Genomic DNA, 25,242 nt, shown 5'->3' with positions numbered 1-25,242 from the left:
CGGAGCGGGCCTCGCAGCCGGCTACTTGGCGGTGGGTCCGTAGAAGCCCTCGATCTCGTCGAGCTCCATCTCGGCGGTCTGCTGGATGAGCGCCAGCAGATCCTTGTCGAGTCCCGGCGCGAACTCCTCGAGGCGCTCGGGCGCGATGGTCGAGGGGGCGCCCTGGGGTGCCTGCTCGTTCGAGACGAGCTCGGTGCCGTCGCTCGACGGCGACGAGCCCTGGAAGATCTTGCCGGCCTCCGACTTGCCGTCGAGATCGAACGTGTACTGCTTGCTCTGCAGCCCGAGGTCGAGCAGCTCCTTCACCTCGGGGAACTTCTCGGCGTTCGTCTTGGGGATCGGCAGCAGCTTGCCCCAGTCGACGCCGAGGGTCTCGAGCGCCTTGGCGTAGGCGTTCTCGTGAGCCTGGTCGCGGACGATGAGGTACGCGACCGTCTTGCGGGCGACGGGGTTGTCGGTCATCTCGTAGATGCGGCTCTTCTGCAGGCGCCCCGTCGACTCGAGCATGAGGTTGTACAGCAGGTCGAGGGGCAGGTTGCCGCTGTTGTAGACGTAGCTGCCGCTCCACGGGTTGCCGACCGAGTCGACCGGCAGAGCGCCCTGCGCGCCGACCAGGTAGTGGTGGATGTTGCCCGTGTCGAGCGCGATGTTCAGCGGGGTGGCGCCGCCCGCGCCGGGGGTGTCGAGCGGGTCGGTGAGCTTGCCGGTGTAGTCGGGGCTGCCGTCGAGCAGGCGCGAGATCGTCGTGCCGATCAGCTCGACGTGGCTGATCTCCTCCGTGCCGATGCCCTGGATGAGGTCGCGGTAGGGCTTCGCCGCCGCGCCCCGGAAGTTCATCGCCTGGAAGAGGTACTGCATCATGGTGCGCATCTCGCCGAACTGGCCGCCGAGGCCCTCCTGCAGCGCGTTCGCCGCGGCGGGGTCGGGCTCGCCGTCGGCGATGTCGTTGATCCAGGTCTGTGCGTGGAAGTACATGTCGCCTCCTGATCGTGGCGGCACGTGCCGCCTCGGTCACCCTGCGCCTCCTTCGGGGGGTCTCGCGGCGTCGTGCACCAGCTTCTCAGCGGAGGCGTACCCCGTTCGGCGACGCCCTAGGCTCGCTGCGTGCTGCAGACCGTCGCGACCCGGGTGAGGTCGGCTCCGCCCCTGCTCGTCGTGCTCGGCCTCTACGCCCTGTCCCGGCTGGTGTCGAGCGCCTGGCTGGGCGGGCTCTTCGCGCTCGCGACGACCCGCGGGTGGGAGTTCGCCAGCCACCGCGCCGACCCGGGCTTCGCCTCGTTCTCGGGATCGTGGGACGCCAGCTTCTACCGCACCATCGCGCAGCAGGGGTATCCGACCGAGCTGCCGGTCGACGGGCGGGGTCGCGTCGAGCCGAACCCGTGGGCGTTCCTGCCGGTGTTCCCGATGCTGGTGCGGGGCATCGCCGCCGTGCTGGGCGTCGACCTCGCGGGCAACTCGTTCTTCGCCATCGGACTGGTCGTCGCCACCATCGCCGGAGGCGGTGCCGCCGTCCTCCTGCACCGCATCGTCGCCGAGACCGTCGGCGCCCCGAACGCCCTCTGGGCCGTCGCCCTGTTCTGCTTCGGACCGACCTCGTTCGTGCTGCAGGTCGCCTACGCCGAGAGCCTCATGCTGCTGCTCGTCTTCGCGGCGCTGCTGATGATGATCCGTCGGCGGTACCTGCTGATGATGCCGTTCGCCGTCGTCGCGGCGTTCACCCGGCCCGGCGTGCTGGCGCTGGCGCTGGCGCTGGCCGTGACGGGGGTCGTGCGCTTCGCGCGGGGTGTGCGGGGTGCGCGGGGTGCGCGGGGTGCGTGGGGTGCGCGGGGTGCGTGGGCTGTGCGGCGTGCGGGGACTGCGCGGGCTGCGCGGGGTGCGCCCGGGGCTGACTCGGCGCGCGACGGTTTCGGGAGGCGTGAGCAGGTCTCGCTCGTCGTCACCGGGCTCGTCGTGGCGGCGGCGGGTCTCGCGTGGCCGGTCGTGGCGGACGTCGTCACCGGGCGGTCGGGGGCCTACCTCGACACCGAGCTCTCGTGGTGGGTCGGATTCGTCGGGCGTCAGCACTTCGCGCCGTTGACGCCGTGGTTCGTGATGGCGACGACCTTCCTGGGCGTGGCCGGGGCGGTCGTCGTGGTCGGCGTGCTGGCGGCCGTCGCGTGGTTCTTCTCCCGTCGCTCGACCCGGTCGCTCGGCATCGAGGTCTGGTCGTACTCGGCGGCCTACGTGCTGTATCTCGTGGCGGTGTTCCTGCCGCAGCAGAGTCTGCCGCGGCTGCTCATGCCGATCGCGCCGCTGCTCGGGCACCCCGCGATCGCACCGTCGCCGCGCCTCCGGAGGTCCCTGCTCGTCGGCGGCATCGCCCTGCAGCCCGTCGCCGTGGTGCTGCTCTGGTTCGTCGGGTACCCGTAGCGGGGGCCGGACGCGACGGCCCTGAGGAGCCGGTGCTCGTGCGACACGACCCGCGAGTCGGACTCCCGCCCTGGCCTGGGCCCCGCCCCTGGGCTGGCGGCCGGGGTCTGGGGATGCGTAGTCCCGTCGGCAACTCCGGACTCGTGCGCGAACGAGAGCCCGGGCGACGCGTCGGGGCGGCCAGCGCGTCAGGGGGCAGGAGTTGCCGACGCGCGCCGGGTCGTCGGGGGGCGGCGTTGCTCGCGATGCTCGGGGTGCGCGTGCTGGCGGGGTCGGCGGGGGTGGTCGGCAACTCCTGCTCCGTGCGACGCCGGGTGCCGCCGGTGCCGCGTGTCGCCGGGGTGCGTGACGGGAGGCAGGAGTTGCCGACGCGGGGGTGTCGGGGGCGGCGATGCTCGGGTGTGCGCGTGCTGGCGGGGTCGGCGGGGGTGGTCGGCAACTCCTGCTCCGTGCAACGCCGGGTGCCGCCGGTGCCTCGTGTCGCCGTGGTGCGTGACGAGAGGCAGGAGTTGCCGACGCGGGGGTGTCGGGGGCCGCGGTGCTCACGGTGCGCTCGGGGCGCTCGTGGCGCTCGGGACTTCCGGTGCGCGCGTGCTCGCGGTGGCTGGTGCTCGTGCGGGGGCGGTCGGTAACTCCGGCTCCGTGCGGCGCTGGGTGGCGCCGGTGCCGCGTGTCGCCGTGTCGCGCGTCAGGAGGCAGGAGTTGCCGACGCGGGATCAGCGCAGGTCGCGGGAGTAGCAGACCGAGAGGTCGGCGCCGGCGTAGGGGCCGAAGCCGGGGATGGTCTCGTACCCCTCGCGCTCGTAGAAGCGGATCGCGTCGGGTTGCAGGGTGCCGGTCTCGAGCACGACGCGTCGGGCTCCGAGCCCCCGGGCGGCGTCTTCGAGCGCCCGCAGCACGGCGGTCGCGACACCCGAGCCGCGAGCGGTCCGCTCGACGAACATGCGTTTGATCTCGACGGTGTCCGGGCCGACCACGGCGTCGTCGAGCGGGCGGAGGCCGCCGCAGGCGACCGCCCGACCGTCGGGGTCGCGGGCGACGATGAACACCGGGACGTCGGAGGCGGTCGGGACCGCGCCCGGTTCGTGGTCGTCGCTGCCGTATCGGGCGTCGAGCTCGCGGCGTTGGGCGCGGCGCAGCTGGTCGGCCTCGGGGTGGTCGAAGGGGATGGTCTCGATCTGCCAGGTCATGCTCGTCCTTTCGTGACGATCGTTACGGTAACAGGCGTTACGCTGTGTGTCATGCCTCGCACCCGAGACACCGACGCGACCCGCCTCCGCCTGTCCGAGGCCGTCTTCACGACGCTCGCCGACCGGGGGCCCGTGGGCCTCACGCTGCGGGCGGTCGCCGAGAGGGCCGGGTGCACGACGGGGCTCGTCCTCCACACGTTCCCGAACAAGCAGGCCCTCCTGCTGCACGCGCGCGATGTGCTGCACGAACGCACCAGGCTCCGCGCCGACAGGGTCGAGTCCGACGCGAGCGACCCGGCGGCGGCGCTGCGGGCCGTGGTCGCAGCGGCCCTGCCGACCGACGAGGCGACCCTCGCCGAGGCCCGCGTCTGGATCGGGTTCCTGGCCGCCGCGCTCAGCGACCCTGTGCTGGTCGAGCGCCACGCGGACAACAGCGGGGCCTTCGCCGACCGGCTGGCGCGACTGCTGACGGCGGCCGACGAGGTACGTGCCACCGAAGTCGACGCCACCGAATCCGGCGCCACCGAAGACGGCGCCTCCGAAGACGGCGCCATCGGAGGCGGCGCCGCAGGAGACGTCACCGTGCGGGCTGCCGCGCTCGCCGCAGCGGTCGAGGGCGTCTCGTCGTTGGCGGCGGGCGATCCCGAGCGATGGCCTCCGGCGCGACAACGCGCGGTGCTCGACCGGGCCGTGTCCGACGCTCTCGGCCGGCGCCTCCCCGGCTGAGCTCGGCGAGCCTGCCCCGGGTAGCACCGCCTGGTGCGGAGCCGCACAGCACCGTGTCGCGCGGAGTCGAGCCGTGCCGGCCCGCGCCCCGCCGCCCCGCCGAGCCGAGCCGCCCCGCGCCGTGCCGGCTCGTGCCAGCGCCAACGCCCGCGCCCGTGTCGGCGACCGCCAGGACGGCGATCTAGAGTCTCAATCCAGACACCTGGACGACTCGGACCGCGGCACCGACGCCGCGTTCGCGAACCAGGATACGACGGCGTGCCCGCGCCCACCGCTCCACCCACGAAAGGACGCCGCTCCACGATGACCGACACGCTCCAGACCACGCCCGCGACCGAGCTGCTGACCGACGACCCGACCTGGTGGCGCCAGGCCGCCGTCTACCAGATCTACCCGCGCAGCTTCGCCGACTCGAACGGCGACGGCATCGGCGACCTGCCCGGCATCACCGCGAAGGTGCCCTACCTCACGGCCCTCGGCGTCGACGCGGTCTGGCTCAGCCCGTTCTATCCGTCTGCCCTCGCCGACGGCGGCTACGACGTCGACGACTACCGCGAAGTCGATCCGAAGATCGGCACCCTCGCGCAGTTCGACGAGATGATCACGGCGCTGCACGGCGCCGGCATCAAGGTGATCGTCGACCTCGTGCCGAACCACTCCTCCGACCGGCACGTCTGGTTCCAGGAGGCCCTGGCGGCGCCCGCCGGCTCGCCGGCCCGTGCCCGCTACATCTTCCGCGACGGTCTCGGCGAGGACGGCGAGCTGCCGCCGTCGGACTGGACCTCGATCTTCGGCGGCCCGGCCTGGACCCGCGTCGCCGACGGTCAGTGGTACCTGCACTCGTTCGCGAGCGAACAGCCCGACTGGGACTGGGACAACGAGGAGGTGCGAGACGACTTCCTGACGACGCTGCGGTTCTGGTCGGATCGCGGTGTCGACGGGTTCCGTGTCGACGTCGCCCACGGTCTCGCCAAGAGCCTGCCCGAGGTGCTGCCCTCGAAGGCCGAGCTCGACGCCCTGCCGAAGGCCGACGGCGACCACCCGGTGTGGGATCGCGACGAGGTGCACGAGATCTACGCCACGTGGCGCGAGGTCTTCGACTCGTACGATCCGCCCCGCACGGCCGTGGCCGAGGCCTGGGTCGAGCCGTCGCGTCGCGCCCGCTACGCCAGCGCCGAGGGTCTCGGCCAGGCGTTCAACTTCGACCTGCTCGAGGCCGACTTCGACGCCACGGCGTTCCACGACATCATCACGTACAACCTCAAGGCGGCCGACGAGTCGGGGTCGTCGACCACGTGGGTGTTCTCGAACCACGACGTGGTGCGTCACCCGACCCGTTACGGTCTGCCGCCCCTCGCCGGGCGCGAGATCAAGCAGGGCGCCGAGTGGCTGCTCGCCGGAGGCGACGCGTCCGAGGTCGACGCCGAGCGCGGTCTGCGGCGCGCGCGGGCCGCGTCGCTCTTCATGCTCGGTCTGCCGGGCTCGGCCTACGTCTACCAGGGCGAGGAGCTCGGGCTGCCCGAGGTCGGCGACATCCCCGAGTCGCAGCGCCAGGACCCGGCGTTCTTCCGCAACCCGGGCGTCGACGTCGGTCGCGACGGCTGCCGCGTGCCGCTGCCGTGGGAGCGCACGGGCGAGTCGTTCGGCTTCGGCCCCGGCCCGGCGCACCTGCCGCAGCCGACGTGGTTCCGCGACTTCTCGGTCGAGGCCGAGGAGGGCGACCCGACCTCGACCCTGTCTCTCTACCGCGCGGCGCTCGCGGCGCGGCGCGAGCTGCAGACCGACGAGACCCTGACCTGGGAGGCGGTGGCCGACACCGGTGCCGTGGCCGGTGCGGAGCCTCAGGTGCTGCACTTCTCCCGCCCCGGCGGCTGGCACGTCGTCTGCAACTTCGGCCCGACCCCTGTGGCGATGCCGACCGGCGAGGTGCTCGTCGCGAGCGGCCCGCTGGGTGACGCCGGCGAGGGCCCCGGCAATGGTGCCGACGCGGTGCTGCCGGGTGAGACGGCGGTCTGGCTGCGGGCGTAGGCGACCCGCGCCTCCTCGGCCGGCCTCCGGTGCGGAGGAGAGATCGCCCCGACGAGTAACCAGCTCGGCGGGGCGATCGGGGATTCATGCGGCGGCCCGAACCGGCACACATGAAGCCCTGCGGTGCCGGGATCAGGTGCGGCACCGCAAGGCAGCAAGGGGTACTTTATTGGTCCGCCGTTGGGGGGACAAAATCGATCGATCCGTCGGAACGGGGGATAGACGGGTGAATCCGCCGCCGCGGGTGCCGTGACATCGCCGAGGAGGCGCGGTTCGGCATCCACTCCGACTCCGGGTATGCTTTCCGAAGCGCGTTCGCTCTGCGGCGCGTGATGGAGCCGTCGCATAGTTCGGCCTAGTGCACCACCCTGCTAAGGTGGAGTTCCCTTTGTGGGAACCGTGGGTTCAAATCCCACCGGCTCCGCTGGACCCCGTTGAGTTGTGATCTCGCCAGATCAGTTCACGGGGTCCTTCGCTTTCCCCCCGTGATGCCGGTACCGAGCGCGGCCCGCACGCACCGGCCGCACGGGCAACCGCACGCACCGAACGCACCGCCCGCTCGTGCACCGGCCCGCACCGCCCGCACCGCCGGAGGTGCGATGCTGGCCGCATGACGCAGGGTCGGTTGAGGGTGCTGCTCGGGGCCGCGCCCGGGGTGGGCAAGACGTACACGATGCTCGAGGAGGGCGCGCGGCTCGCCGCCGAGGGCAGGGACGTGGTCGTGGCCGTCGTCGAGACCCACGGGCGTGCGGCGACGCAGGCCATGATCGGCGACCTCGAGGTGGTCCCGCGCAGCGTGCGGACGTACCGGGGCGTCGTGCTCGACGAGATGGACCTCGAGGCGGTGCTCGCGCGGCGACCCGAGCTGGCGCTGGTCGACGAGCTCGCGCACACGAACGCCCCCGGCTCGACGAACGAGAAGCGCTGGCACGACGTGCGGGCACTGCTCGACGCGGGCATCGACGTCGTGTCGACGGTCAACGTGCAGCACATCGAGTCGCTCGGCGACGTCGTGGAGGAGATCACGGGTGCGCGGCAGCGTGAGACCGTGCCCGACGCGGTGCTCCGCTCCGCCGATCAGGTGGAGGTCGTCGACCTCGCCCCGCAGGCGCTCCGCGACCGGTTGGCGGCCGGCGACGTCTACCCCGCGAACCGGGTCGACGCGGCGCTGTCGAACTACTTCCGGCTCGGCAACCTCACGGCCCTTCGCGAGCTGGCCCTGCTCTGGCTCGCCGACGAGGTCGACAGCGCGCTCAAGGCCTACCGCGACGAGCACGGCATCGACAGCCACTGGGAGGCGCGCGAGCGCATCGTCGTCGCGCTCACGGGCGGGCCCGAGGGCGAGACGCTCATCCGGCGGGCCGCGCGGGTCGCCGCGAGGTCGTCGGGCGGCGAGCTGATCGCCGTGCACGTCAGCAGCCCGGACGGTCTGGCGCAGGGCGAGCCCGGCGCCCTCGCGGCACAACGCGCCCTGGTCGAGAAGGCCGGGGGCACGTACCACCAGGTCGTCGGCTCGGACGTTCCGCGCGCCCTCGTCGACTTCGCCCGGGCGTCGAACGCGTCGCAGCTCGTGATCGGGGTCAGTCGTCGCGGGCGTCTCGCCACGGCGCTCACCGGCCCCGGCATCGGGGCGACGGTGATCCGCGAGTCGGGTCGTATCGACGTGCACATCGTCACCCACTCGGCTGCGGGCGGTCGATCGCGCCTGCCCCGGCTCGGCGGCGCCCTCTCGCCCCGCCGGGTGATCGCCGGCTTCGTGCTCGCCCTCGCGGGCGGGCCGCTGCTCACCTGGCTGCTGACGAACAACCGGACGGAGGACGGCATCGCCGGCGACGTCCTCCTCCTCCAGCTGCTCGTGCTCGTCGTCGCGGTGACCGGCGGTCTCTGGCCGGCGCTGTTCGCGGGGCTGCTGTCGGGCATCATCCTCGACGTCTACTTCATCGCCCCGATCTACAGCCTGACCATCGCTCAACCGCTGCATCTGCTGGCGGTCGTGCTCTATCTCGTCAATGCGACGCTGGTCAGCTGGGTCGTCGACCAGGCCGCGCGGCGATCGCGGGCGGCGGCCCGTGCCCTCGCCGAGACCGAGCTGCTGGCGACGATCGCTGGCAGCGTGATCCGCGGCGAGGGGGCGCTGCAGGCGGTCATCACGCGCACCCGCGAGGCCTTCGGGCTCAGCCGTGTGCGCATCGTGACCGACTCGGGCTCGGGGGAGCGGGAGCTGCAGAGCACCGGGCAGGAGGCGGTGGTCGGCCCGGTCACGCGCCTCCCGGTCGGCGACGGGACCGCTCTCGAGGTGACCGGCGACGTCACCGCGGCCGACCGGCGTCTGCTCGGTGTGGTCGCGGCGCAGGTCGAGGCGGCGCTCGAGCACTCCGCCCTCAGCCGCACGGCCGGCGAGGTCGGGCCGCTCGCCGAGGTCGACCGCATGCGCAGCGCGCTGCTCGCGGCCGTCGGACACGATCTGCGCCGACCGCTCGCCGCGGCGACGGCGGCCGTCAGCGGGCTGCGTCAGAGCGACGTGCGCTGGAGCGACGCCGACCGCGACGAGCTGCTGTCGACCGCGCACGAGAGTCTCGACTCGCTCTCGACCCTCGTGACGAACCTTCTCGACGTCAGCCGGGTGCAGGCGGGCGCTCTGGCCGTCACCCCGGCAGACGTCGACGTCGACGAGGTCGTGATGGGCGCCCTCGACGAGCTGGGGCTGGGCCCCGTCGACGTCGAGCTGTCGCTTCGCGTCGCGGTGCCGCCGGTGCGCGCCGACACCGTGCTGCTGCAGCGCGTGCTGGTCAACCTGCTCGACAACGCGCTGCGCTACTCGCCTGCGGACGAGCGGGTGCGGATCTCGTCGAGCGTCTTCGGCGGCCGCGTCGAGATCCGGGTCGTCGACCGTGGGCCGGGTGTGCCGGCCGATCGGCGCGACGAGATCATGGTGGCGTTCCAGCGGCTCGGCGACACCGACAACGCCGCGGGCCTCGGTCTCGGGCTCGCGCTCAGCAAGGGCTTCGTCGAGGCGATGGGCGGCACGCTGTCGCTCGACGACACCCCGGGCGGCGGTCTGACCATGGTCGTGTCGCTCGCCGCGGTCTCCGTCGCGCATCCTCACGGAATCCCTACGCCGGAGGCGCGGGTCGAGTCGACCGCATCGGCTACGGTCGGCGAGGAGGCACCGTGAAGATCCTGATCGCCGACGACGACCCGCAGATCCTGCGGGCGCTGAAGGTCACCCTCGGCGCGCGCGGCTACGAGATCGTCACCGCGGGCGACGGCCGGACGGCCCTCGACCTGGCCGCCACCGAGCACCCCGATCTCGTGATGCTCGACCTCGGAATGCCCCGTCTCGACGGCGTCGAGGTCATCGCGGGGCTGCGCGGCTGGTCGACCGTGCCGATCCTCGTCGTGTCGGGTCGCACCGACGCGGCCGACAAGGTCGAGGCGCTCGACGCCGGCGCCGACGACTACGTGACGAAGCCGTTCGCGATGGAGGAGCTGCTGGCGCGCATCCGGGCGCAGACCCGGCGGCTGCCGAGCGGAGCCGACGACGAGCATCCGGTGACGACGTTCGGCGACGTGCGCGTCGACCTGTCGGCGAAGACCGTCGAGCGGGGCGCGAACCGCGAGCCGGTGCGGCTCACCCCGACCGAGTGGAAGATCGTCGAGCTGCTGCTGCACAGCCCGGGCAAGCTGATCACGCGCGAGACGATCCTCACGCAGGTCTGGGGCCCGTTCCACGCGAAGGACACCGGCTACCTCCGTCTCTACTTCGCCCAGCTGCGCAAGAAGCTCGAGCCCGTGCCCGCGTCGCCCCGCTACCTCGTGACCGTGCTCGGCATGGGCTACCGCTTCGAACCCGACGAACCGCAGTCCTAACGGAATCCCTACGCTCGACCCCCTCTGAGCAGCCGATCGCACGCCTAACGTGTGATCACGCGTGCTTCGGCCTCGGAGCGTGCGATCGGAGGGTCCGCCGTGTCCACAGTGTCTGAGAGAAGCGGTCGCGACGGCGATGCGCTCGAACCGCAGCCGACGCGACCGGATGACTCGCGCCTCCGGAACTGGCTGCTCGACGGGCTGACCGAGAACTCGGGCGCCCACCAGGGGCCCCACGCCGAGAAGGTCGAGAAGACGCATTCGTGGTGGCGCGTCATGTGCCTGACCGGCGTCGACTACTTCTCGACCCTCGGATACCAGCCCGCCATCGCCGCGGTCGCCGCCGGTCTGCTGTCGCCGTTGGCGACCATCGTGCTCATCGCGCTCACGCTGCTCGGCGCGCTGCCCGTCTATCGCCGGGTCGCCCGCGAGAGCCCCCGCGGCGAGGGCTCGATCGCGATGCTCGAGCGGCTGCTGCCCTGGTGGGGCGGCAAGCTGTTCGTGCTGGTGCTGCTGGGCTTCGCGGCGACGGACTTCATGATCACCATCACGCTGTCGGCTGCCGACGCGACCGCCCACGCCGTCGAGAACCCGTTCACGCCCGAGTGGTTCCACGGGGCGGAGGTGCCGATCACGCTGTTCCTGATCGCGCTGCTGGCCGCCGTGTTCCTCCGCGGGTTCAAGGAGGCGATCGGCATCGCCGTGGTGCTCGTCGGGGTGTTCCTGACGCTGAACCTCGTCGTCATCGCGGTGTCGATCTTCCATGTCGCCGAGAACACCGTCGTGATCGGCAACTGGTGGCAGGCGCTCACGGTGCAGCACGGCAACCCTCTGGTGATGGTCGGCATCGCGTTGATCGTGTTCCCGAAGCTCGCGCTCGGCCTCTCCGGTTTCGAGACCGGCGTCGCCGTCATGCCGCAGATCACCGGCGACGCGACCGACACCGCCGAGCGACCCACGGGTCGCATCCGCGGCGCCCGCCGCCTGCTGACCACCGCGGCGATCATCATGAGCTCGTTCCTCATCCTGTCGAGCTTCGTCACGACCCTGCTGATCCCTCAAGAGCAGTTCCAGGCAGGAGGCGCGGCGAACGGCCGCGCACTGGCCTACCTCGCGCACGAGTACCTCGGTAACGGCTTCGGCACGATCTACGACATCAGCACCATCTGCATCCTGTGGTTCGCCGGGGCCTCGGCCATGGCCGGCCTGCTGAACCTCGTGCCGAGGTACCTGCCCCGCTACGGCATGGCGCCGCAGTGGGCGCGCGCGGTGCGCCCGCTCGTGCTCGTCTTCACCGTCGTGGCGTTCATCATCACCATCGTGTTCGACGCCGACGTCGACGCCCAGGGCGGGGCCTACGCGACGGGAGTGCTCGTGCTGATCACCAGCGCCTCCGTCGCGGTCACCCTGTCGGCTCGGCGCGCACGCCAGTCGAAGCGCACGATCGGCTTCGGCGCCATCGCCCTGGTCTTCGTCTACACGACCATCGTCAACGTCGTCGAGCGGCCCGACGGCGTCAAGATCGCGGCGATCTTCATCGTGGGCATCATGGCCGTGTCGCTGTTCTCGCGGGTGCGCCGGTCGTTCCAGCTGCGGGCGACCTCGATCTCGTTCGACGACACCGCGCTCGGGTACGTGCGCGAGGACGCCGACGAGTACGGGTCGATCCGCGTGATCGCGCACGAGCCGGGGCGAGAGGTCGCCGAGATCTACAAGAAGAAGCTCAGCGCTGAGCGGCGGTACAGCGGCATCCCGCAGCGCTCGCCGGTCATCTTCCTGGAGGTGCACCCCGGCGACTCGTCGGACTTCGAGGAGGACCTCGTCGTCACCGGCTGCGTCGTGCACGGGTACCGGGTGATCCGTGTGACGAGCGGCGCGGTGCCGAACACGATCGCGTCGGTGCTGCTGGCGATCCGCGACGAGACGGGCGTCGTGCCCGACATCTACTTCGAGTGGACCGAGGGCAGCCCGTTGTCGAACATGGGGAGGTTCCTGGTGACGGGCGCCGGCGAGGTCGCACCCGTCACCCGCGAGGTGCTGCGCCAGGCCGAGCCGCACCGCTCGCGCCGCCCCGACGTGCACGTCAGCTAGCCCCGCGCCGAGGCGCTCTGCGCTCGCCACGCCCCGGCCCGGCTCGCCCCACCCCGCCCCGCCTCGCTCGCCCCACCCCGGCTCGCCCCGCCCCGGCTCGCCTCGCCCCGCCCCGCGATGAACCGCGTTCGCGAAGATGAACCGCGATAGATCGCAGTTCATCTTCGCGAACGCGGTTCATGACGTCACGCCCGTGAATCGCCGACGGGCGATGCGAGCGGCCGCGGTCACGCGACGGGGGTCGAGCGGCACGCCGGCTGAACGAAGCAGTCCGGCGAGCCTCTCGGGCTGGACGAGGTCGATGTACTCGCAGTGCACGACGACGCGGATCGCAGGGTCACCGAGGAGGCGCCGGTCCCGCCGACTCCGCTCCCGCAGGATGTCTGCCGGTCGCCGTCCCTGCAGCATCTCGGGGTCGGTCAGCTTGGCGTGGCCGTCGAACTCGATGGCCACGCCGAGCTCGGCCAGGAAGGCGTCGCATCGCCCGGCGAAGCGGCCCCGATCTCTGCAGACCCGTTGCAGCTCGACGTGCGACAGGCCCAGTTCGAACAGGACGACGCGCAACAACGACTCCCCGGCGCTCTCGGCGAGGGGTGACGCGAATTCGAGGACGCGTCGCGCAGAGCGGTTGCCGGGATGCGACGGAGGACCCAACCGGCCGAGCAGATCGGCTCGCCGCGAATCGAGGGCTCGGACGACCACCGGGTCCAGTGGTCGATCGCCGTGGGGCAGGACGAGCCGCCGCAGGACGGCGTCGACGCAGAGCACCGCGTCGGCGAACGACGCCGTCCGTGCGACGTCGACCGCGGTCCGTTCGATGGTCGTGAGCCGCAGCCCGTCATCCACGACCTGGTCGTCGGGTGCCACGATGCCGGGACGTCGCAGGAGGTGCGTGGACCTGCTGGTCGTCGAGCGTCTCGGGTCGAACACGGTCACCACGTCGCCGTAGCCGTCGTGCACGCGAGGCAGGCCCCATACGGCCGCGGCGGTGTGGTGTCCGATGACGCACTGTTCGTCGAGGCCGGCGGTCACGGCTCGGGTGAGGACCACATGCTGTCCGCGCGCGTCGAGTCCGCTCCAGACGTCTGCTGCGACGTAGACGCCCCTGTGGATGCGGATTAGATCACCTCGCAGCGTCCTCAGCTGGAGGCGCCGCTGCTCTCTCGTCCCGGCGCCATGGCCGGCGGCGTAGACGATCGGGCAGCGGCGGGGGTCTGTCGGCGTCATGCACCGATCGTGGCGACCCGGAGTCGCCAGGCCGGCTCGCGCCTCCTGGGCTGTGTACCGAGAGGGGCGGAACGCCGGTGTGGAGGAGTCGTCTCGTCGGCCTGTGAGCCGCGATGAACCGCGTTCGCGAAGATGAACCGCGATAGATCGCAGTTCATCTTCGCGAACGCGGTTCATCGCTGGGGCGGGGCGGGGGCGGGCCGGGTCCGCGGTGGGTGGCAGGGCGGGGTGGCGCGGCGCAGGCGCAGGGAGCGGGCCGGGGCGGCAGGGCAGCGCGGGGTACGGCGGGCGGCGCGACCGCTCAGCTTGGCCCTCGCGCGCGCCGCTGCTGTACATCTGGATCAATGACCGATCCCCGCTCCCTGCCCTACCCCCTCGGCGTCACCCCGCTGCCCGACGGCGGCGCGCACGTCGCCGTGTACTCCGAGACCGCCGACCGCATCTGGTTCTGCCTCTTCGACGACGACGGCACCGAGCACCGCACCGAGCTCGAGAACCGAACCGGTCACGTCTTCCACACCGTGGTCGAGGAGGCGCGGGTCGGCTCGCGCTACGGCCTCCGTGTCGCAGGCCCCTGGGACCCTGCGAACGGCGTCCGCCACAACGAGAACAAGCTGCTGCTCGACCCCTACGCGACCGCCCTCGACGGCACGTTCGACTGGGGTCAGGCCGTCTTCGGCCACGACATGAACGAGCCCGAGACGCGCGACGACACCGACTCGGCCCCCGCCATGCCGCGCAACGTCATCGCCGACCGCGACTTCGACTGGGGCGACGACGAGCGCCCGCTGACGCCGATGGAGGACACCGTCGTCTACGAGGTCCACGTCAAGGGCTTCACGAAGCAGCACCCCGACGTGCCCGAGGAGATCCGCGGCACCTACGCCGGCATGGGTCACCCGGCCGCGATCAAGCACTTCACCGACCTCGGCGTCACCGCGGTCGAGCTGCTGCCGACGCACCAGTTCGTACAGGACAGCCACCTCGAGGAGAAGGGCCTCCGCAACTACTGGGGCTACAACTCCATCGGGTTCTTCGCCCCGCACGACGAGTACGCCTCGAAGGCCGCCGGCACGCGCGGCGGTCAGGTGGCGGAGTTCAAGCAGATGGTCAAGGACCTGCACGCGGCCGGTCTCGAGGTGTGGATGGACGTCGTCTACAACCACACCGCCGAGGGCAACCACATGGGCCCGACCATCTCGTTCAAGGGCATCGACAACGCCGCCTACTACCGCCTGGTCGAGGGCGACGAGGGCAACTACTTCGACACCACCGGCACCGGCAACAGCCTGAACGTCAGCCACCCCGCCGCACTCGGTCTGATCATGGACAGCCTGCGCTACTGGGTCACCGAGATGCACGTCGACGGCTTCCGCTTCGATCTCGCGACGACGCTGACCCGTCAGGGCGGCGAGGCCAGCGAGCACAGCGCGTTCCTGACGCTGATCCACCAGGACCCGGTGCTGCGAAGCGTCAAGATGATCGCCGAGCCGTGGGACACCGCCGGCTACCAGGTGGGCGGGTTCCCGGCCGACTGGTCGGAGTGGAACGGCAAGTTCCGCGACGACGTCCGCGAGTTCTGGAACGGCGAGCCCGGCGTGCTGTCGACGTTCTCCGACCGGGTGCTCGGCAGCCCCGACGTCTACGAGGCCGACCGCCGGTCGCCGCTGTCGAGCGTCAACTTCGTCACCGCGCACGACGGCTTCACGCTCGCCGACCTGACGAGCTACGCCGAGAAGCACAACGAGGAGAACGGCGAGGACAGCCAGGACGGCGAGAGCGACAACAAGTCGTTCAACGGCGGCGCCGAGGGCCCGACCGACGACCCCGCGGTGAACGAGTACCGCGACCGTCAGCGCCGCAACTTCCTCGGCACGCTGCTGGTCAGCGCCGGGGTCCCGATGATCCTCGGCGGTGACGAGATCGCCCGCAGCCAGGGCGGCAACAACAACGCCTACTGCCAGGACAGCGAGATCTCGTGGTTCGACTGGGAGCGCGCCGACCGCGACCTGCTCGCCTTCACGACCGAGCTCATCACGCTCCGTCGCGAGAACCCGGCCCTCCGCCCCGACTGGTTCCGCTACGCGCCCGAGGTCGAGAGCGACGACCACGTGCAGGTGCGTCGCGCCGACGACCACTCGTTCACGAGCGGCGACTGGCAGCAGGGCGAGAACAAGGCGATCACGTTCGTGCTGACCCACAAGGACGCCGACGCCTTCGCCTACCTCGTCAACGGCTCGACGGCCGTCGTCGAGTTCAACGTGCCCGACGCGCCCCACGGCGAGTGGGAGCTCGCGCTGTCGAGCGACCCCGGCCAGCAGGTCGAGGGTGCCGTCACGACGCTGCTCGTCCGCGACGCGAGCTTCACGCTGCTGCGGAGCCGCGCCTCCTAGGCACGTGCCGCACCGCGCCTCCTCGGCCGCCGGTTCAGGAGGCGCGGTGCCGGTGCCGCCCGCATGTCGCGACCCGGCGGTTCAGGAGGCGCGGTCCGGCCGCAGAGGGCGGTCGCAGCGACGTCGGAGGCCGACACGCAGAAGGGCCCGCGCCGCCGGTCGGCGGAACGGGCCCTTCGTGTCGTGCGGGGTCAGGCGGAGGCGAGCTCCGACCGGGTGCCGCGCAGGAAGTCGGCGTAGGTGGGCTCGCTCGAGGCGGCGGGCGTCTCGGGCTGCGAGGCGAGCCCGGTGGAGGCGCGGCGGCGCTTCGGGTACGCGGTGATGCGCACGGCCGAGACGCCGACCTCGCGGCGGTAGAAGCTGTCGCTCGAGGTGTCGACGCGGCTGCGGATGTTCGCGACCAGCGCCTCGTGCGAGAGGCGCTCGAGGGATGCGGCGCTCATCGGGCGTCCGCCGCGAAGAGGGCGGCCAGGTCGAGCGGCTGGGTCTCGGCCAGGTCGAGGACGGCGGGGGAGGAGATCGAATCGGGGGTGGAGATCATGGTTCAACTCATTTCTGGTGTCCCTGTGGTCACCGTGAGGGGAACTGGTGTCGCACCGCCGTGAACCGGTGCACCGTCACTCTCGCACCGGCTCCGAGGGTCGTCCAGTCGCCGACGGAGTCCGTTCGCATCATGGACAACGGGGTTCGTCGGCTGTCTCCGCCGGTGCCGAAGGGGCGGGCCCGCGTCAGCTCCGCCGCCCGACGAGGGCCTCGCCGAGGCGCTCGGTCTCGTCGTGGTCGACGACCCGCGCGACGCCGTCGAGCGACGTGAGGGGCGCGATCTGCCGACCGCTGGAGACCAGCCAGAGCGCGTCGGCCCGACGCACCTGCTCGAGCGTCAGCAGCGCGTACTCGACGGTCACTCCGCGTCGTCCGAGTGCGTCGAACGCGGCCGCCTGGGTCGTGCCGGCGAGGATCCCCTGGTCGGTGCGCGGCGTCACGTACCGGTCGCCGAAGCGGGCGATCAGCGAGGCGGACGGACCCTCGAGCGCGTAGCCGTCGCTGCTGACGAAGAGGACGTCGTCGGCACCGCGCCGGGCGGCCTCGCGCAGCACGCTCTTGTTGACGGCGTACGACAGCGTCTTGGCCCCCTGCAGCAGCCACGGCGAGGTCTCGGCCACGTCGTGCCGGTAACCGCGGTCGAGCGAGACCACCGAGATGCCCTGTCGGCGCTCGGGCGCGGGGTCGTCCATCACGGCGGTCCGCACCCAGGCGGTGGGGGTGCCGTCGCCGCCTTCGATGCCCCGGGTGACCGCGAGCTTCTGCAGCAGGAACGGAGCCGGCTCGTGCGCGGCGGCCGAGGCGAGGCACGCGGCGCGGAAGACGTCGAGGTCGAGCTCGGGGAGATCGAGCATGGCGGCCGACCGCGCCAGGCGCAGGAGGTGCGGCTCGAGCGCCTGCACCGCCCCGTCGACGACGCCCAGGCCCTCGAAGACGCCGTCGCCTCGGGTGACCCCGAGGTCGGTGACGTGGATCGTCATGCTGTCGGGGTCGACGAGCCGGAAGCCGACGTCGCCGGGGCCCCGGGGCGGCGTGCCCCGCATCGGCCGGTCGACGACGACGAGGGAGGCGGGGGGCAGGTCGGACACGGCGGTTCTCCTCGGTCGGCGGCGGTGGTGCTGGTGGTGGCGGCGGAGGCGCGGGTCAGCCGCTGAGGGGGTGCGACGCCTCGTTCGATGTGCCGGCGGCGAGTCCGCCGACGAACTCGCGCAGGGTCTCGTCGGCCGTGCGGGTCGGAGCCCAGCCCAGCTCGCGACGGGCCTTCTCGGTCGACATCGCCGGGATCTTCGCGGCGATGTCGAGCCAGCCGGGCTCGGTCGGCTGGAGGCGCAGCAGCCAGGTCACGAGCGCGGCGGTGCGCAGCACCCGGTAGGGCACGGGCACGACGCGGCTGCCGAACGCCTCGGCGATCGAGTACGAGTCGACGAGGGGCTCGGCGGCGAGGTTGAACGCGCCCCCGGCCCGCCGGTCGATGGCGCGCCAGAAGGCGTCGGCGACGTCGTCGGCGTGCACCACCTGCGAGACGAAGCGGGGCGACAGCGGCAGGAACGGCGGTCGGAACCGGCTGAGCCAGGTGGTCGGCACCCAGCGCCCGGCGAAGAGCCCGACGATCTCGCGCGCCGCCGCGGCCTGGAACACCAGCCCGGGGCGCATCCGCGTCACGACGACGTCGGGGTGCTGCCGCGAGAACCCGTCGAGCACGCTCTCGTTCGTCGCCTTGTACGACGAGTAGCTCGAGTGCCGCACGCCGCGCGTCTTGTACGACTCGTCGACCCGGCGCCCCTTGGGGCCGCGGCTGTAGGCGCCGACCGAGCTGGCGATCAGCACGTGCGGAACCCGGGCGCGCACGACGGCGTCGAGGACGTGGGAGGTGCCGGTCACGTTGGTCCGGTACATGGCGTCGCGATCGTGGCTGGGCTGCAGCGCCCACCCGAGGTGGACGACGGCGTCGGCCCCGGCGAACGCGGCGGCGAGCTGCTCGGGAGCGGCGTCGTCGCCGATGTCGATGCCGAACCAGGTGACGTCGCCGTAGGGCGGCGAGGCCGAGCGCGGCCCGCGGCGTGCGACACCGGCGAGCTCGGTCACACGGGGCTCGGCCTGCAGGCGTCTGAGGAGGGCCGTGCCCAGATTGCCCGTGGCTCCGACGACGACCACGCGCATGCGGGCTCCTCCTGGTTGTGCGACAAGGGGTGCGGGCGCTGCCCGCGTGTGCTGCGAGCGTACGCCTCCGGGCTGGACGGCCGGGGTGCCGGGCCCGCCCGCAGGCCCTCCGGTCGTCATCGTCATGCGGCTCGTGTCAGTCGCGCGGCGGCCCGGCTTCCGCGGCGATCCGCTCGACCGTGTCGCGATCGAGTGAGAAGACCTCGTCGCCGTCGTGGGCGTCGTACACCCGCACGACCGTCGATCGGACGCCGCCGACGTGCCCGCCGCCGGGCTCGACGTCCATGGGCTCGACGTCCATGGGCTCGATGTCCACGACGACGAAGCCCGACCCGCGCACGGCGCGCTCCGTGCCCTCCGGCGCCGCGACGTCGGTGTCGTTGGCGACCCCGGGGGCCACGATGACGGGCACGCCGGCGAGGTCGCCGACGATGTGGTGGTGGTAATGGCCGGCGAGCACGACCCTGACGTCGGTTCCGTCGATGACCGCAGCCAGCGCCTCCGGAGCGCGGAGGGCCAGGGCCTCGTGCAGCGTGGTCGGTGCGGGCAGCGGCGGGTGGTGCAGCACCAGCACGGTGCCCCGCGCGGCGGGGGTCGCGAGCAGATCGCGCAGCAGATCGAGCTGGCGCGGGCGGAGGTCGCCGTAGCCGGCGCCCGGCACGGAGGTGTCGAGCCCGATCACGCGCCAGCCGTCGACCTCGACGACGCGGTCGAGCGGCGCATCGGGGTCTCCGCCGAACACCTCGGCGAAACCCGCCCGCAGATCGTGGTTGCCGGGCACCAGCGCGACGGCCGCACCCCGTGGCGCCGCCCAGGAGTCGAGCCGACCGCGCAGCAGACGGTAGGAGGCGCTGCTGCCGTCGTCGGACAGGTCGCCCGACCCGACGAGCAGTCGCACCCCCTCGACCCGCCCCGCCTCGGTCAGCACCCGGTCGAGCGCCGCGGTGGTGTCGACGACGCCCTGGTGCAGGGTGCCGTCGCCGGTCAGGTGGGAGTCGCTGACATGGACGAGGCGGAGGGCCCCCGGCGCGAGTGGCTGCATGAGGTCAGCGTAGAGACGGCCGCCGACATCCGATCGCGCCGGGCCGCGCCGCGGGGACGCACCGCGAGCCGCACCGCCGGGCCGGGGCGCCGAGCCGCACCGCAGGCGGGCGAGCGGGGTCAGTGGGCGAAGTCGTCGGCCGGGGCGAGGCGGGCGTCGACGCGGCGGCCGAGCTCGTCGAGCACGGCCGTCACCTCGGCCCACTGCGTGCAGGTCGGGGTGTTCGGCTCGACGTACAGGCCGTAGAACCAGCGCGGCAGCGCGAGCACCTCGACGAGCACCGTCTCGCTGCGGTCGAAGAACTGGGTGCGGTCGCGGCGCAGATCACCGGCGGTGAGCCGCTCGCCGGTCACGTGGTGGAACCCGGCGCGTCGCAGCGCCCGCGCCGTCAGTCGTGCCGACAGCCGGGGCGACGCCTGGCGGGTGGCCCGGTCGCCGACCACCGCGCGCACGTGCGCGAACACGAGCTCGGCGTCGTGCACGGCGTGCGGGCCGTCGCCGGGCGAGGTGCTCATCGTGTCACTGTGCCACCCGGCGCCGAGCCCGACGAGGCCCAGTTCGGGTCGCCCCCGGACGGGAGTCGCGGATGAGGACGCCGCAAGGGGTTCCGTCGGCGGTCGACCGGTGCCATGCTGCCGTCACCGACGAAGAGGAGCGATGATGCCCACCCAGCTCACCCCGTACCTGGCCTTCCGCGACACGGCGCGCGAGGCGCTCGACTTCTACCGCTCGGTGTTCGGCGGTGAGTGCACGGTCAGCACCTTCGGCGAGTTCGGCATGGGCGGCCCGGCCGAGAAGGACCGCCTCATGCACGGCCAGCTCATCGCGGCGAACGGCATGCTGCTGATGGCCTCCGACCGCCCCGACGACATCCCCCTCGAGAGCGAGAACTCCATCTCGCTGTCGCTGTCCGGCGACGACGCCGACGAGCTCACGGCCTACTTCGCCGGGCTCTCGGAGGGCGGCGCCGTCGGCGTCCCGCTCGAGAAGGCCCCCTGGGGCGACAGCTTCGGCATGGTCACCGACCGGTACGGCATCCACTGGATGGTCAACATCGCCGGCGAGGCCGCCTGAACGCCGCCCGCCGCTGGCGCCCGCCGACCGCTGCCGCTGCCGCTGCCGCCGCCCGCCGCTGCCGGCGCCGCCCGCCGCTGCCGGCGCCGCCCGCCGCTGCCGGCGCCGCCCGCCGGCGCCGACCGGCGAGAATGGCGGGATGGATGACACCGCCCGCTGCCCCTGCCTGAGCGGAGACGTCTACGGCGACTGCTGCGGCCCCCTGCACCGCGGTGCCGCGGCGCCGACCGCCGAGCGTCTGATGCGCTCGCGCTACACCGCCTACTCGCTACGCGACGCCCCCTACCTCGCCGCCACCTGGCACCCGTCGTCCCGGCCGACCGCGCTCGAGGTCGAGGCCGGCACCCGCTGGTTCCGGCTCGACATCGTGCGCACCGAGCGCGGCGGTCCGTTCGACGACACGGGCGTCGTCGAGTTCGAGGCGCACTCGAAGACCGACGGCGAGGTGCACGTGCAGCACGAGGCGAGCCGGTTCGTGCGCGACCGCGATCGGCGCTGGCTGTACCTCGACGGCGACGTCTCCTAGGCCGGTGCGCCTCGGGCCGGTGCGCCCCGGGCCGGGGCGCCGGGCGTGCGGTCCGACGCTGCCGGTCGGCCCAGAGCCCGCGGCGCGGGAGCCAGCCGCTGCGAGTCGCGGGCCGGCGCGAGGAGCGTCGCGCGCCTCCCTCGCTCGTCGGGTTCCGTCGCGCTGCCGAGCACCTGCAGCCGCTCGGGCGTCCGCACCCTGATCGACGCCGTCCAGGCGCAGAGCAGCGCATCGAGGAGGTCCTCCCGGTGCTTGTAGGCCCGGTCCACGAGCGGCGAGGGCTCGTCCACGAGGAGGCGCGACACCGTGTGCGACGCGAGCGACAGCGGCGGGGTGGCCGAGTCCAGGGCGCTCATGCGGGCGATCAGGTCGTCGCAGACCGCGGCCCGCGCGGCCCGGCGATCGGCGAGCGGCAGCGTCGTGTCGGGTCGCTTGTAGCGCGGCCGCCGGGTCTCGTAGCCCAGCTCGGACATGCCGACCAGCGTCGTGTACGGGTAGCACTCGAAGTACGACGACCGACCGGCCGGCACCTCGGCCACACCGTCGTCGTAGACCATCCCCGCCGACTCGAGGCGCTCGCCGAGGGTGCGACCGCCCAGCCACGCCAAGGAGGCGCTGCTCGCGTTGGCCGCGACGTGCCAGCGACCGTAGGCGCGAGCCACCTCCCGCTCGCTCGGCCGCATGCCCGTCGCGTTCGGCACGAGCACCGGGGCGTCGATCGCGATCGACGAGCCCGGGGTCGCCCAGGCGCCGATCCACTCGACGACCTCGTCGACGCCGCGCGCCCAGCCGGCGTCGAGCACCGTGCCGTCGGCGTCGATCACGGCGAGACCGGTCTCGTTCGCGGGTCGCGCCGGGGTCGAGTCGCGCCAGGCGAGGTCGATGCCGACGAAGCGGGGTGAGGTCACGTCGGGGACGCTACCCGCGCCTCCTCGGCTCGGGGCTTCGGTGGGTTTCGGTGCTAGCCGGGTGGTTCGGCGGGTTCCCGTGCGCGCCGGGTGCTTCGGCGGGTCCCCGTCCTGGGCGGCGGGCCAGCGCTGACCCGCCACCGATGACGGGAACCCGCCGAACCCGCACGCCGAACCCGCACGCCGAACCCGCCCGCCGCCGCGCCGAACCCGCCCGCCGCCGCGCCGAACCCGCCCGCCGAACCCGCCCGCCGAACCCGCCCCCCGCGCCGCACGGGCCGCTCGCGAGCACCGATACTGGGGGCATGTCGAGCACACCGGGCGGCCCCGTCGCCGCCGCGCCCGCGCCAACGCCCGCCGATCTGCGGCGGTGGCGCCGGTTCCTCGCCGACGAGCGCGCCGAGGAGAGCACCTACCGCGACCTCGCCCGACGCCGCACGGGCGAAGAGCGCGACATCCTGCTCGCACTCGCCGACGCCGAGGCCCGTCACGCCCAGCACTGGTTGACGCTGCTCGGCGACCGGGTCGGGCGCCCCGCCCGCACCGACGTGCGCACGCGCGTGCTCGGCCTGCTGGCCCGGCGGTTCGGGTCGATCTTCGTGCTCGCCCTGGTGCAGAGCGCCGAGGCCCGCTCGCCGTACGCGACCGACGTCGACGCGACCGACGCGATGGCGGCCGACGAGCGGATCCACGGCGAGGTGGTGCGCGCCCTGGCCGAGCGCGGGCGGACGCGGCTCTCGGGGTCGTTCCGGGCGGCGGTCTTCGGCGCCAACGACGGACTCGTCAGCAACCTGGCCCTCGTGCTCGGCATCAGCGCGACGGGGGTGTCGAACCGTGTCGTGCTGCTGACCGGCCTGTCGGGGCTGCTCGCCGGGGCGCTCTCGATGGGCGCGGGGGAGTACGTCTCGGTGCGCTCGCAACGCGAACTGCTCGATGCGTCGACCCCCGACCCCGCGACCCGCGGAGTGCTCGCCGACCTCGACGTCGACGCGAACGAGTTGGCGCTGGTGTTCCGCGCGCGCGGGATGTCGGCGGTCGACGCCGATGCGCGGGCCCGCGCCGTGCTCGGCGGGACAGACCAGGGGGAGGCGCCCTTCGGTGGTCCGGACGACACCGGCTCACGAGGAGGTGCGGTGCGCGACCTGCGGGTCGGCGGCGATGTCGAGGCCGGCGACGTACGCGGTGATGCGGCTGATTCGGTGTCCGCTCCCGACGACGACCGGGACGCTCTGGGCACCGCGTTCGGAGCCGCAGGCTCGAGCTTCTGCTTCTTCGCATCGGGCGCGATCATCGCCGTGCTGCCCTACCTGTTCGGCCTCGAGGGACTCACCGCCGTCGTCGTCGCCGCGGTGCTCGTCGGCATCGCGCTGCTCGGCACGGGCGCCGTCGTCGGGTTGCTGTCGGGTGCGAGTCCGCTGCGCCGTGCCCTGCGGCAGCTCGCGATCGGCTTCGGCGCGGCCGCGGTGACGTATGCGCTCGGGCTGCTGTTCGGGACCGGCGGGAGCTGAGCCCGACGGCGACCCGCGGCGGGTCCCCGCAACCCGCGCGGGCTTTTACGTTCCGATGCGCAGCCACTTCGGCGGGCACCCCCAACTCGCGCTAGCTATTACGTTCTGATGCGTAATGGCTTCGGCGGGTTCGTGTCACTCGCGGCGGGTCAGCGCTGACCCGCCGCGGAGGACACCGACCCGCCGCACCGCTTGCGCCGCCTCCTGGGCGGTCAGGCTCGGCGGTCGAGCTTCCAGGCGATCCAGGCCGTGACGAGCACCACGCCCGCCGCGGCCAGGCGGGCGCCGTCGAGCACCCCGTACCCGGTCGACCCCGAGAGGCTCATGTCGCTGCCGATGCCGATGCCCCAGACCGCGCCCGAGGTCGCGAGGCACACCACGACCGCCAGGCCGATGATGCTCGAGGTCACCGCGTGCGACTTCGCGCCGACCTGGTCGACCGTCGTCGCGGCGCGAGACCAGCGGCTCGCGGCGAACCGGACGATCCCGAGCCAGAGCAGCGCCACGGCGCACGAGCCGACCACGTCGCTGCAGCGGTGCCAGCCGTAGGCGACCGTCTGCTCGGCGACGATCGCTGCGAACGCCGTGCCGACCACGAAGAGCAGGGGCCGCAGGTGACGGCCGAACGCCGTCATCACCGCGAGCAGACCGGCGACGGCGATGGTCGCGTGCCCGCTCGGGAAGCTGTTGCTGTAGAGCTCGCCGGTCAGGTCGGGGCGGGGCACGAACTGCTTGAGCAGCTGAGACGTGACGGTCGCCCCGATGATCAGCGCTGCCGACTGGATCGCGGCACCCGGGCGGCGGCGCAGCAGCGAGACGCCGACGGTGAGCACGAGGATCGCGAGCACGGCCGTGGGCGAGATCGCATCGAGCGCGACGCCGGACTGCAGCAGCGTGTTGCCGTCTACCGACGCGAGGATGCTGTCTTCGACCCGCTGGCCGGCCGGCGTCAGCACTGCCGCGATGTAGACGCCGACGAGGGCGACGGCCGCGACGCCCGAGGTGACCGCCCACCGAGTGGCACCCGGGCGGCGGACAGCCGGGGGTGCGGAGACGGTCGGGTAAGCGGACACCGACCAATGAAACAACACGGTCGCTGGGCGGAACCTCCCACGGGGCACGGAATGACCCGAAAGCCGAGGGACTCCCAGGTTCGTCGGCCCTGTCTGCGGTGAGCCTGGGAGGCGCGGGTCGGGCAGGTGGAGACTGTCACCTACCCGATCGAGGAGGATCCATGAGCACGACGAACAGCAACGAGCCGCACCAGGGCGGCGTCACCGACGAGGACAGCACCTTCGGCGAACGCGATGACACCCCCACCGTCGAGGTGTCGGAGAACAGCGGCACGGCCGACGCCCCGCCTGCGCCCGGGTCGGACGCCGGCTCCGGTGAAGGGTCCGACGACGTGAACGGCCGCGACGCGACCGGCGACATGCGCGAGCGGACCGGCACCGCCGACGCTGACGACATCGACGAGCTGCTCGGCGAGCGGAACGACGACGCCGAGGGTCCGCGCGCTCCCTGACCCGCGCCTCCGGCGGGGCCTG

The 25,242-nt window shown here is 72.7% G+C and carries 21 protein-coding genes and 1 tRNA gene; 12 read left to right on the top strand and 10 right to left on the bottom strand.

Annotated elements, in window-relative coordinates; genetic code table 11:
• Positions 1-21: 21 nt before the first annotated feature.
• Positions 22-975, bottom strand: a complete 954-nt coding sequence (locus tag SOM11_RS10095; protein ID WP_192060734.1) for a manganese catalase family protein — start codon at positions 973-975, stop codon at positions 22-24.
• A 129-nt stretch (positions 976-1,104) separates the two neighbouring features.
• Here SOM11_RS10095 and SOM11_RS10090 point away from each other — a divergent pair, with 129 nt between their 5' ends.
• A complete protein-coding gene (locus SOM11_RS10090) occupies positions 1,105-2,409 on the top strand; it encodes a mannosyltransferase family protein (RefSeq protein WP_320477930.1) in 1,305 nt (434 codons plus the stop codon).
• Positions 2,410-3,125: 716 nt separating this feature from the next.
• Here SOM11_RS10090 and SOM11_RS10085 read toward each other — a convergent pair.
• Positions 3,126-3,599: a GNAT family N-acetyltransferase gene (locus SOM11_RS10085; RefSeq protein ID WP_192060732.1), complete on the bottom strand. Its 474-nt coding sequence runs from the start codon at positions 3,597-3,599 to the stop codon at positions 3,126-3,128.
• 51 nt (positions 3,600-3,650) lie between these two features.
• Between SOM11_RS10085 and SOM11_RS10080 the strand changes: the two genes are divergently transcribed.
• From SOM11_RS10080 to SOM11_RS10055, 6 genes are all read left to right on the top strand, one after another.
• Complete coding sequence (locus SOM11_RS10080; RefSeq protein WP_320477929.1) at positions 3,651-4,325, top strand: TetR/AcrR family transcriptional regulator; 675 nt, start codon at positions 3,651-3,653, stop codon at positions 4,323-4,325.
• 303 nt (positions 4,326-4,628) lie between these two features.
• The gene (locus SOM11_RS10075; RefSeq protein WP_320477928.1) at positions 4,629-6,353 is read left to right on the top strand and encodes a glycoside hydrolase family 13 protein; all 1,725 of its coding nucleotides are present in this window, start codon (positions 4,629-4,631) and stop codon (positions 6,351-6,353) included.
• A 334-nt stretch (positions 6,354-6,687) separates the two neighbouring features.
• Positions 6,688-6,777: transfer RNA gene (locus SOM11_RS10070), tRNA-Ser, on the top strand.
• A gap of 186 nt (positions 6,778-6,963) precedes the next feature.
• Entirely contained in the window at positions 6,964-9,528 is a 2,565-nt protein-coding gene (locus SOM11_RS10065; RefSeq protein ID WP_320477927.1) for a sensor histidine kinase, read from the top strand.
• Positions 9,525-10,223 (top strand): response regulator, encoded by a 699-nt coding sequence (locus tag SOM11_RS10060; RefSeq protein WP_192060728.1) that lies wholly within the window; start codon positions 9,525-9,527, stop codon positions 10,221-10,223. The genes SOM11_RS10065 and SOM11_RS10060 overlap by 4 nt, the downstream gene beginning before the upstream one ends.
• Positions 10,224-10,322: 99 nt before the next feature.
• Positions 10,323-12,314: an APC family permease gene (locus SOM11_RS10055; protein ID WP_414655458.1), complete on the top strand. Its 1,992-nt coding sequence runs from the start codon at positions 10,323-10,325 to the stop codon at positions 12,312-12,314.
• Between the two features lie 177 nt (positions 12,315-12,491).
• Here SOM11_RS10055 and SOM11_RS10050 read toward each other — a convergent pair whose 3' ends face one another.
• Positions 12,492-13,541 carry a hypothetical protein gene (locus SOM11_RS10050; RefSeq protein WP_320477926.1) on the bottom strand — a complete coding sequence of 350 codons (1,050 nt, stop codon included), beginning with the start codon at positions 13,539-13,541 and terminating at the stop codon, positions 12,492-12,494.
• 344 nt (positions 13,542-13,885) lie between these two features.
• Here SOM11_RS10050 and glgX point away from each other — a divergent pair, with 344 nt between their 5' ends.
• Complete coding sequence (glgX, locus tag SOM11_RS10045) at positions 13,886-15,934, top strand: glycogen debranching protein GlgX (protein ID WP_320477925.1); 2,049 nt, start codon at positions 13,886-13,888, stop codon at positions 15,932-15,934.
• Positions 15,935-16,125: 191 nt separating this feature from the next.
• Here glgX and SOM11_RS10040 read toward each other — a convergent pair whose 3' ends face one another.
• The 5 genes from SOM11_RS10040 to SOM11_RS10020 form a co-directional block, all read right to left on the bottom strand.
• The gene (locus tag SOM11_RS10040; RefSeq protein WP_320477924.1) at positions 16,126-16,377 is read right to left on the bottom strand and encodes a hypothetical protein; all 252 of its coding nucleotides are present in this window, start codon (positions 16,375-16,377) and stop codon (positions 16,126-16,128) included.
• Positions 16,378-16,662: 285 nt separating this feature from the next.
• On the bottom strand, positions 16,663-17,565 hold the full coding sequence (locus tag SOM11_RS10035; protein ID WP_320477923.1) for an aminotransferase class IV: 903 nt from the start codon (positions 17,563-17,565) through the stop codon (positions 16,663-16,665).
• 55 nt (positions 17,566-17,620) lie between these two features.
• Positions 17,621-18,637 carry an NAD-dependent epimerase/dehydratase family protein gene (locus SOM11_RS10030; protein WP_192060722.1) on the bottom strand — a complete coding sequence of 339 codons (1,017 nt, stop codon included), beginning with the start codon at positions 18,635-18,637 and terminating at the stop codon, positions 17,621-17,623.
• A gap of 136 nt (positions 18,638-18,773) precedes the next feature.
• On the bottom strand, positions 18,774-19,679 hold the full coding sequence (locus SOM11_RS10025) for a metallophosphoesterase (RefSeq protein WP_320477922.1): 906 nt from the start codon (positions 19,677-19,679) through the stop codon (positions 18,774-18,776).
• Between the two features lie 119 nt (positions 19,680-19,798).
• Positions 19,799-20,194 (bottom strand): hypothetical protein, encoded by a 396-nt coding sequence (locus SOM11_RS10020; protein WP_192060720.1) that lies wholly within the window; start codon positions 20,192-20,194, stop codon positions 19,799-19,801.
• 145 nt (positions 20,195-20,339) lie between these two features.
• Between SOM11_RS10020 and SOM11_RS10015 the strand changes: the two genes are divergently transcribed.
• Both SOM11_RS10015 and SOM11_RS10010 read left to right on the top strand, forming a co-directional pair.
• Positions 20,340-20,753 (top strand): VOC family protein, encoded by a 414-nt coding sequence (locus SOM11_RS10015; RefSeq protein WP_320477921.1) that lies wholly within the window; start codon positions 20,340-20,342, stop codon positions 20,751-20,753.
• Between the two features lie 139 nt (positions 20,754-20,892).
• Positions 20,893-21,279: a YchJ family protein gene (locus SOM11_RS10010; protein WP_243216596.1), complete on the top strand. Its 387-nt coding sequence runs from the start codon at positions 20,893-20,895 to the stop codon at positions 21,277-21,279.
• Here SOM11_RS10010 and SOM11_RS10005 read toward each other — a convergent pair.
• Positions 21,276-22,187, bottom strand: coding sequence for a DUF429 domain-containing protein (locus SOM11_RS10005; RefSeq protein ID WP_320477920.1), 912 nt, complete (start codon positions 22,185-22,187; stop codon positions 21,276-21,278). The genes SOM11_RS10010 and SOM11_RS10005 overlap by 4 nt on opposite strands.
• 305 nt (positions 22,188-22,492) lie before the next feature.
• Here SOM11_RS10005 and SOM11_RS10000 point away from each other — a divergent pair, with 305 nt between their 5' ends.
• Complete coding sequence (locus SOM11_RS10000; RefSeq protein WP_320477919.1) at positions 22,493-23,695, top strand: VIT1/CCC1 family protein; 1,203 nt, start codon at positions 22,493-22,495, stop codon at positions 23,693-23,695.
• A 212-nt stretch (positions 23,696-23,907) separates the two neighbouring features.
• Here the strand turns inward: SOM11_RS10000 and SOM11_RS09995 are convergent, their stop codons facing one another.
• Positions 23,908-24,768, bottom strand: a complete 861-nt coding sequence (locus SOM11_RS09995; protein ID WP_243214292.1) for a phosphatase PAP2 family protein — start codon at positions 24,766-24,768, stop codon at positions 23,908-23,910.
• A 161-nt stretch (positions 24,769-24,929) separates the two neighbouring features.
• Between SOM11_RS09995 and SOM11_RS09990 the strand changes: the two genes are divergently transcribed.
• Positions 24,930-25,220 (top strand): hypothetical protein, encoded by a 291-nt coding sequence (locus SOM11_RS09990; protein ID WP_320477918.1) that lies wholly within the window; start codon positions 24,930-24,932, stop codon positions 25,218-25,220.
• Positions 25,221-25,242 lie beyond the last annotated feature (22 nt).

It is taken from the genome of Frigoribacterium sp. CFBP9029 (assembly GCF_034045305.1).
Lineage (GTDB): Bacteria > Actinomycetota > Actinomycetes > Actinomycetales > Microbacteriaceae > Frigoribacterium.
The sequence above is the reverse complement of the archived record's forward strand: the minus strand, read 5'-3'. Positions and strand labels throughout refer to the sequence as shown.

Coding starts and splice junctions, on each gene's coding strand:
- SOM11_RS10080 (WP_320477929.1), top strand. CDS start 3,651: ATGCCTCGCACCCGAGACACCGACGCGACCCGCCTCCGCCTGTCCGAG.
- glgX (WP_320477925.1), top strand. CDS start 13,886: ATGACCGATCCCCGCTCCCTGCCCTACCCCCTCGGCGTCACCCCGCTG.
- SOM11_RS10020 (WP_192060720.1), bottom strand. CDS start 20,194: ATGAGCACCTCGCCCGGCGACGGCCCGCACGCCGTGCACGACGCCGAG.
- SOM11_RS10065 (WP_320477927.1), top strand. CDS start 6,964: ATGACGCAGGGTCGGTTGAGGGTGCTGCTCGGGGCCGCGCCCGGGGTG.
- SOM11_RS10030 (WP_192060722.1), bottom strand. CDS start 18,637: ATGCGCGTGGTCGTCGTCGGAGCCACGGGCAATCTGGGCACGGCCCTC.
- SOM11_RS10010 (WP_243216596.1), top strand. CDS start 20,893: ATGGATGACACCGCCCGCTGCCCCTGCCTGAGCGGAGACGTCTACGGC.
- SOM11_RS10095 (WP_192060734.1), bottom strand. CDS start 975: ATGTACTTCCACGCACAGACCTGGATCAACGACATCGCCGACGGCGAG.
- SOM11_RS10050 (WP_320477926.1), bottom strand. CDS start 13,541: ATGACGCCGACAGACCCCCGCCGCTGCCCGATCGTCTACGCCGCCGGC.
- SOM11_RS09990 (WP_320477918.1), top strand. CDS start 24,930: ATGAGCACGACGAACAGCAACGAGCCGCACCAGGGCGGCGTCACCGAC.
- SOM11_RS10000 (WP_320477919.1), top strand. CDS start 22,493: ATGTCGAGCACACCGGGCGGCCCCGTCGCCGCCGCGCCCGCGCCAACG.
- SOM11_RS10015 (WP_320477921.1), top strand. CDS start 20,340: ATGCCCACCCAGCTCACCCCGTACCTGGCCTTCCGCGACACGGCGCGC.
- SOM11_RS10025 (WP_320477922.1), bottom strand. CDS start 19,679: ATGCAGCCACTCGCGCCGGGGGCCCTCCGCCTCGTCCATGTCAGCGAC.
- SOM11_RS10085 (WP_192060732.1), bottom strand. CDS start 3,599: ATGACCTGGCAGATCGAGACCATCCCCTTCGACCACCCCGAGGCCGAC.
- SOM11_RS10075 (WP_320477928.1), top strand. CDS start 4,629: ATGACCGACACGCTCCAGACCACGCCCGCGACCGAGCTGCTGACCGAC.
- SOM11_RS10040 (WP_320477924.1), bottom strand. CDS start 16,377: ATGAGCGCCGCATCCCTCGAGCGCCTCTCGCACGAGGCGCTGGTCGCG.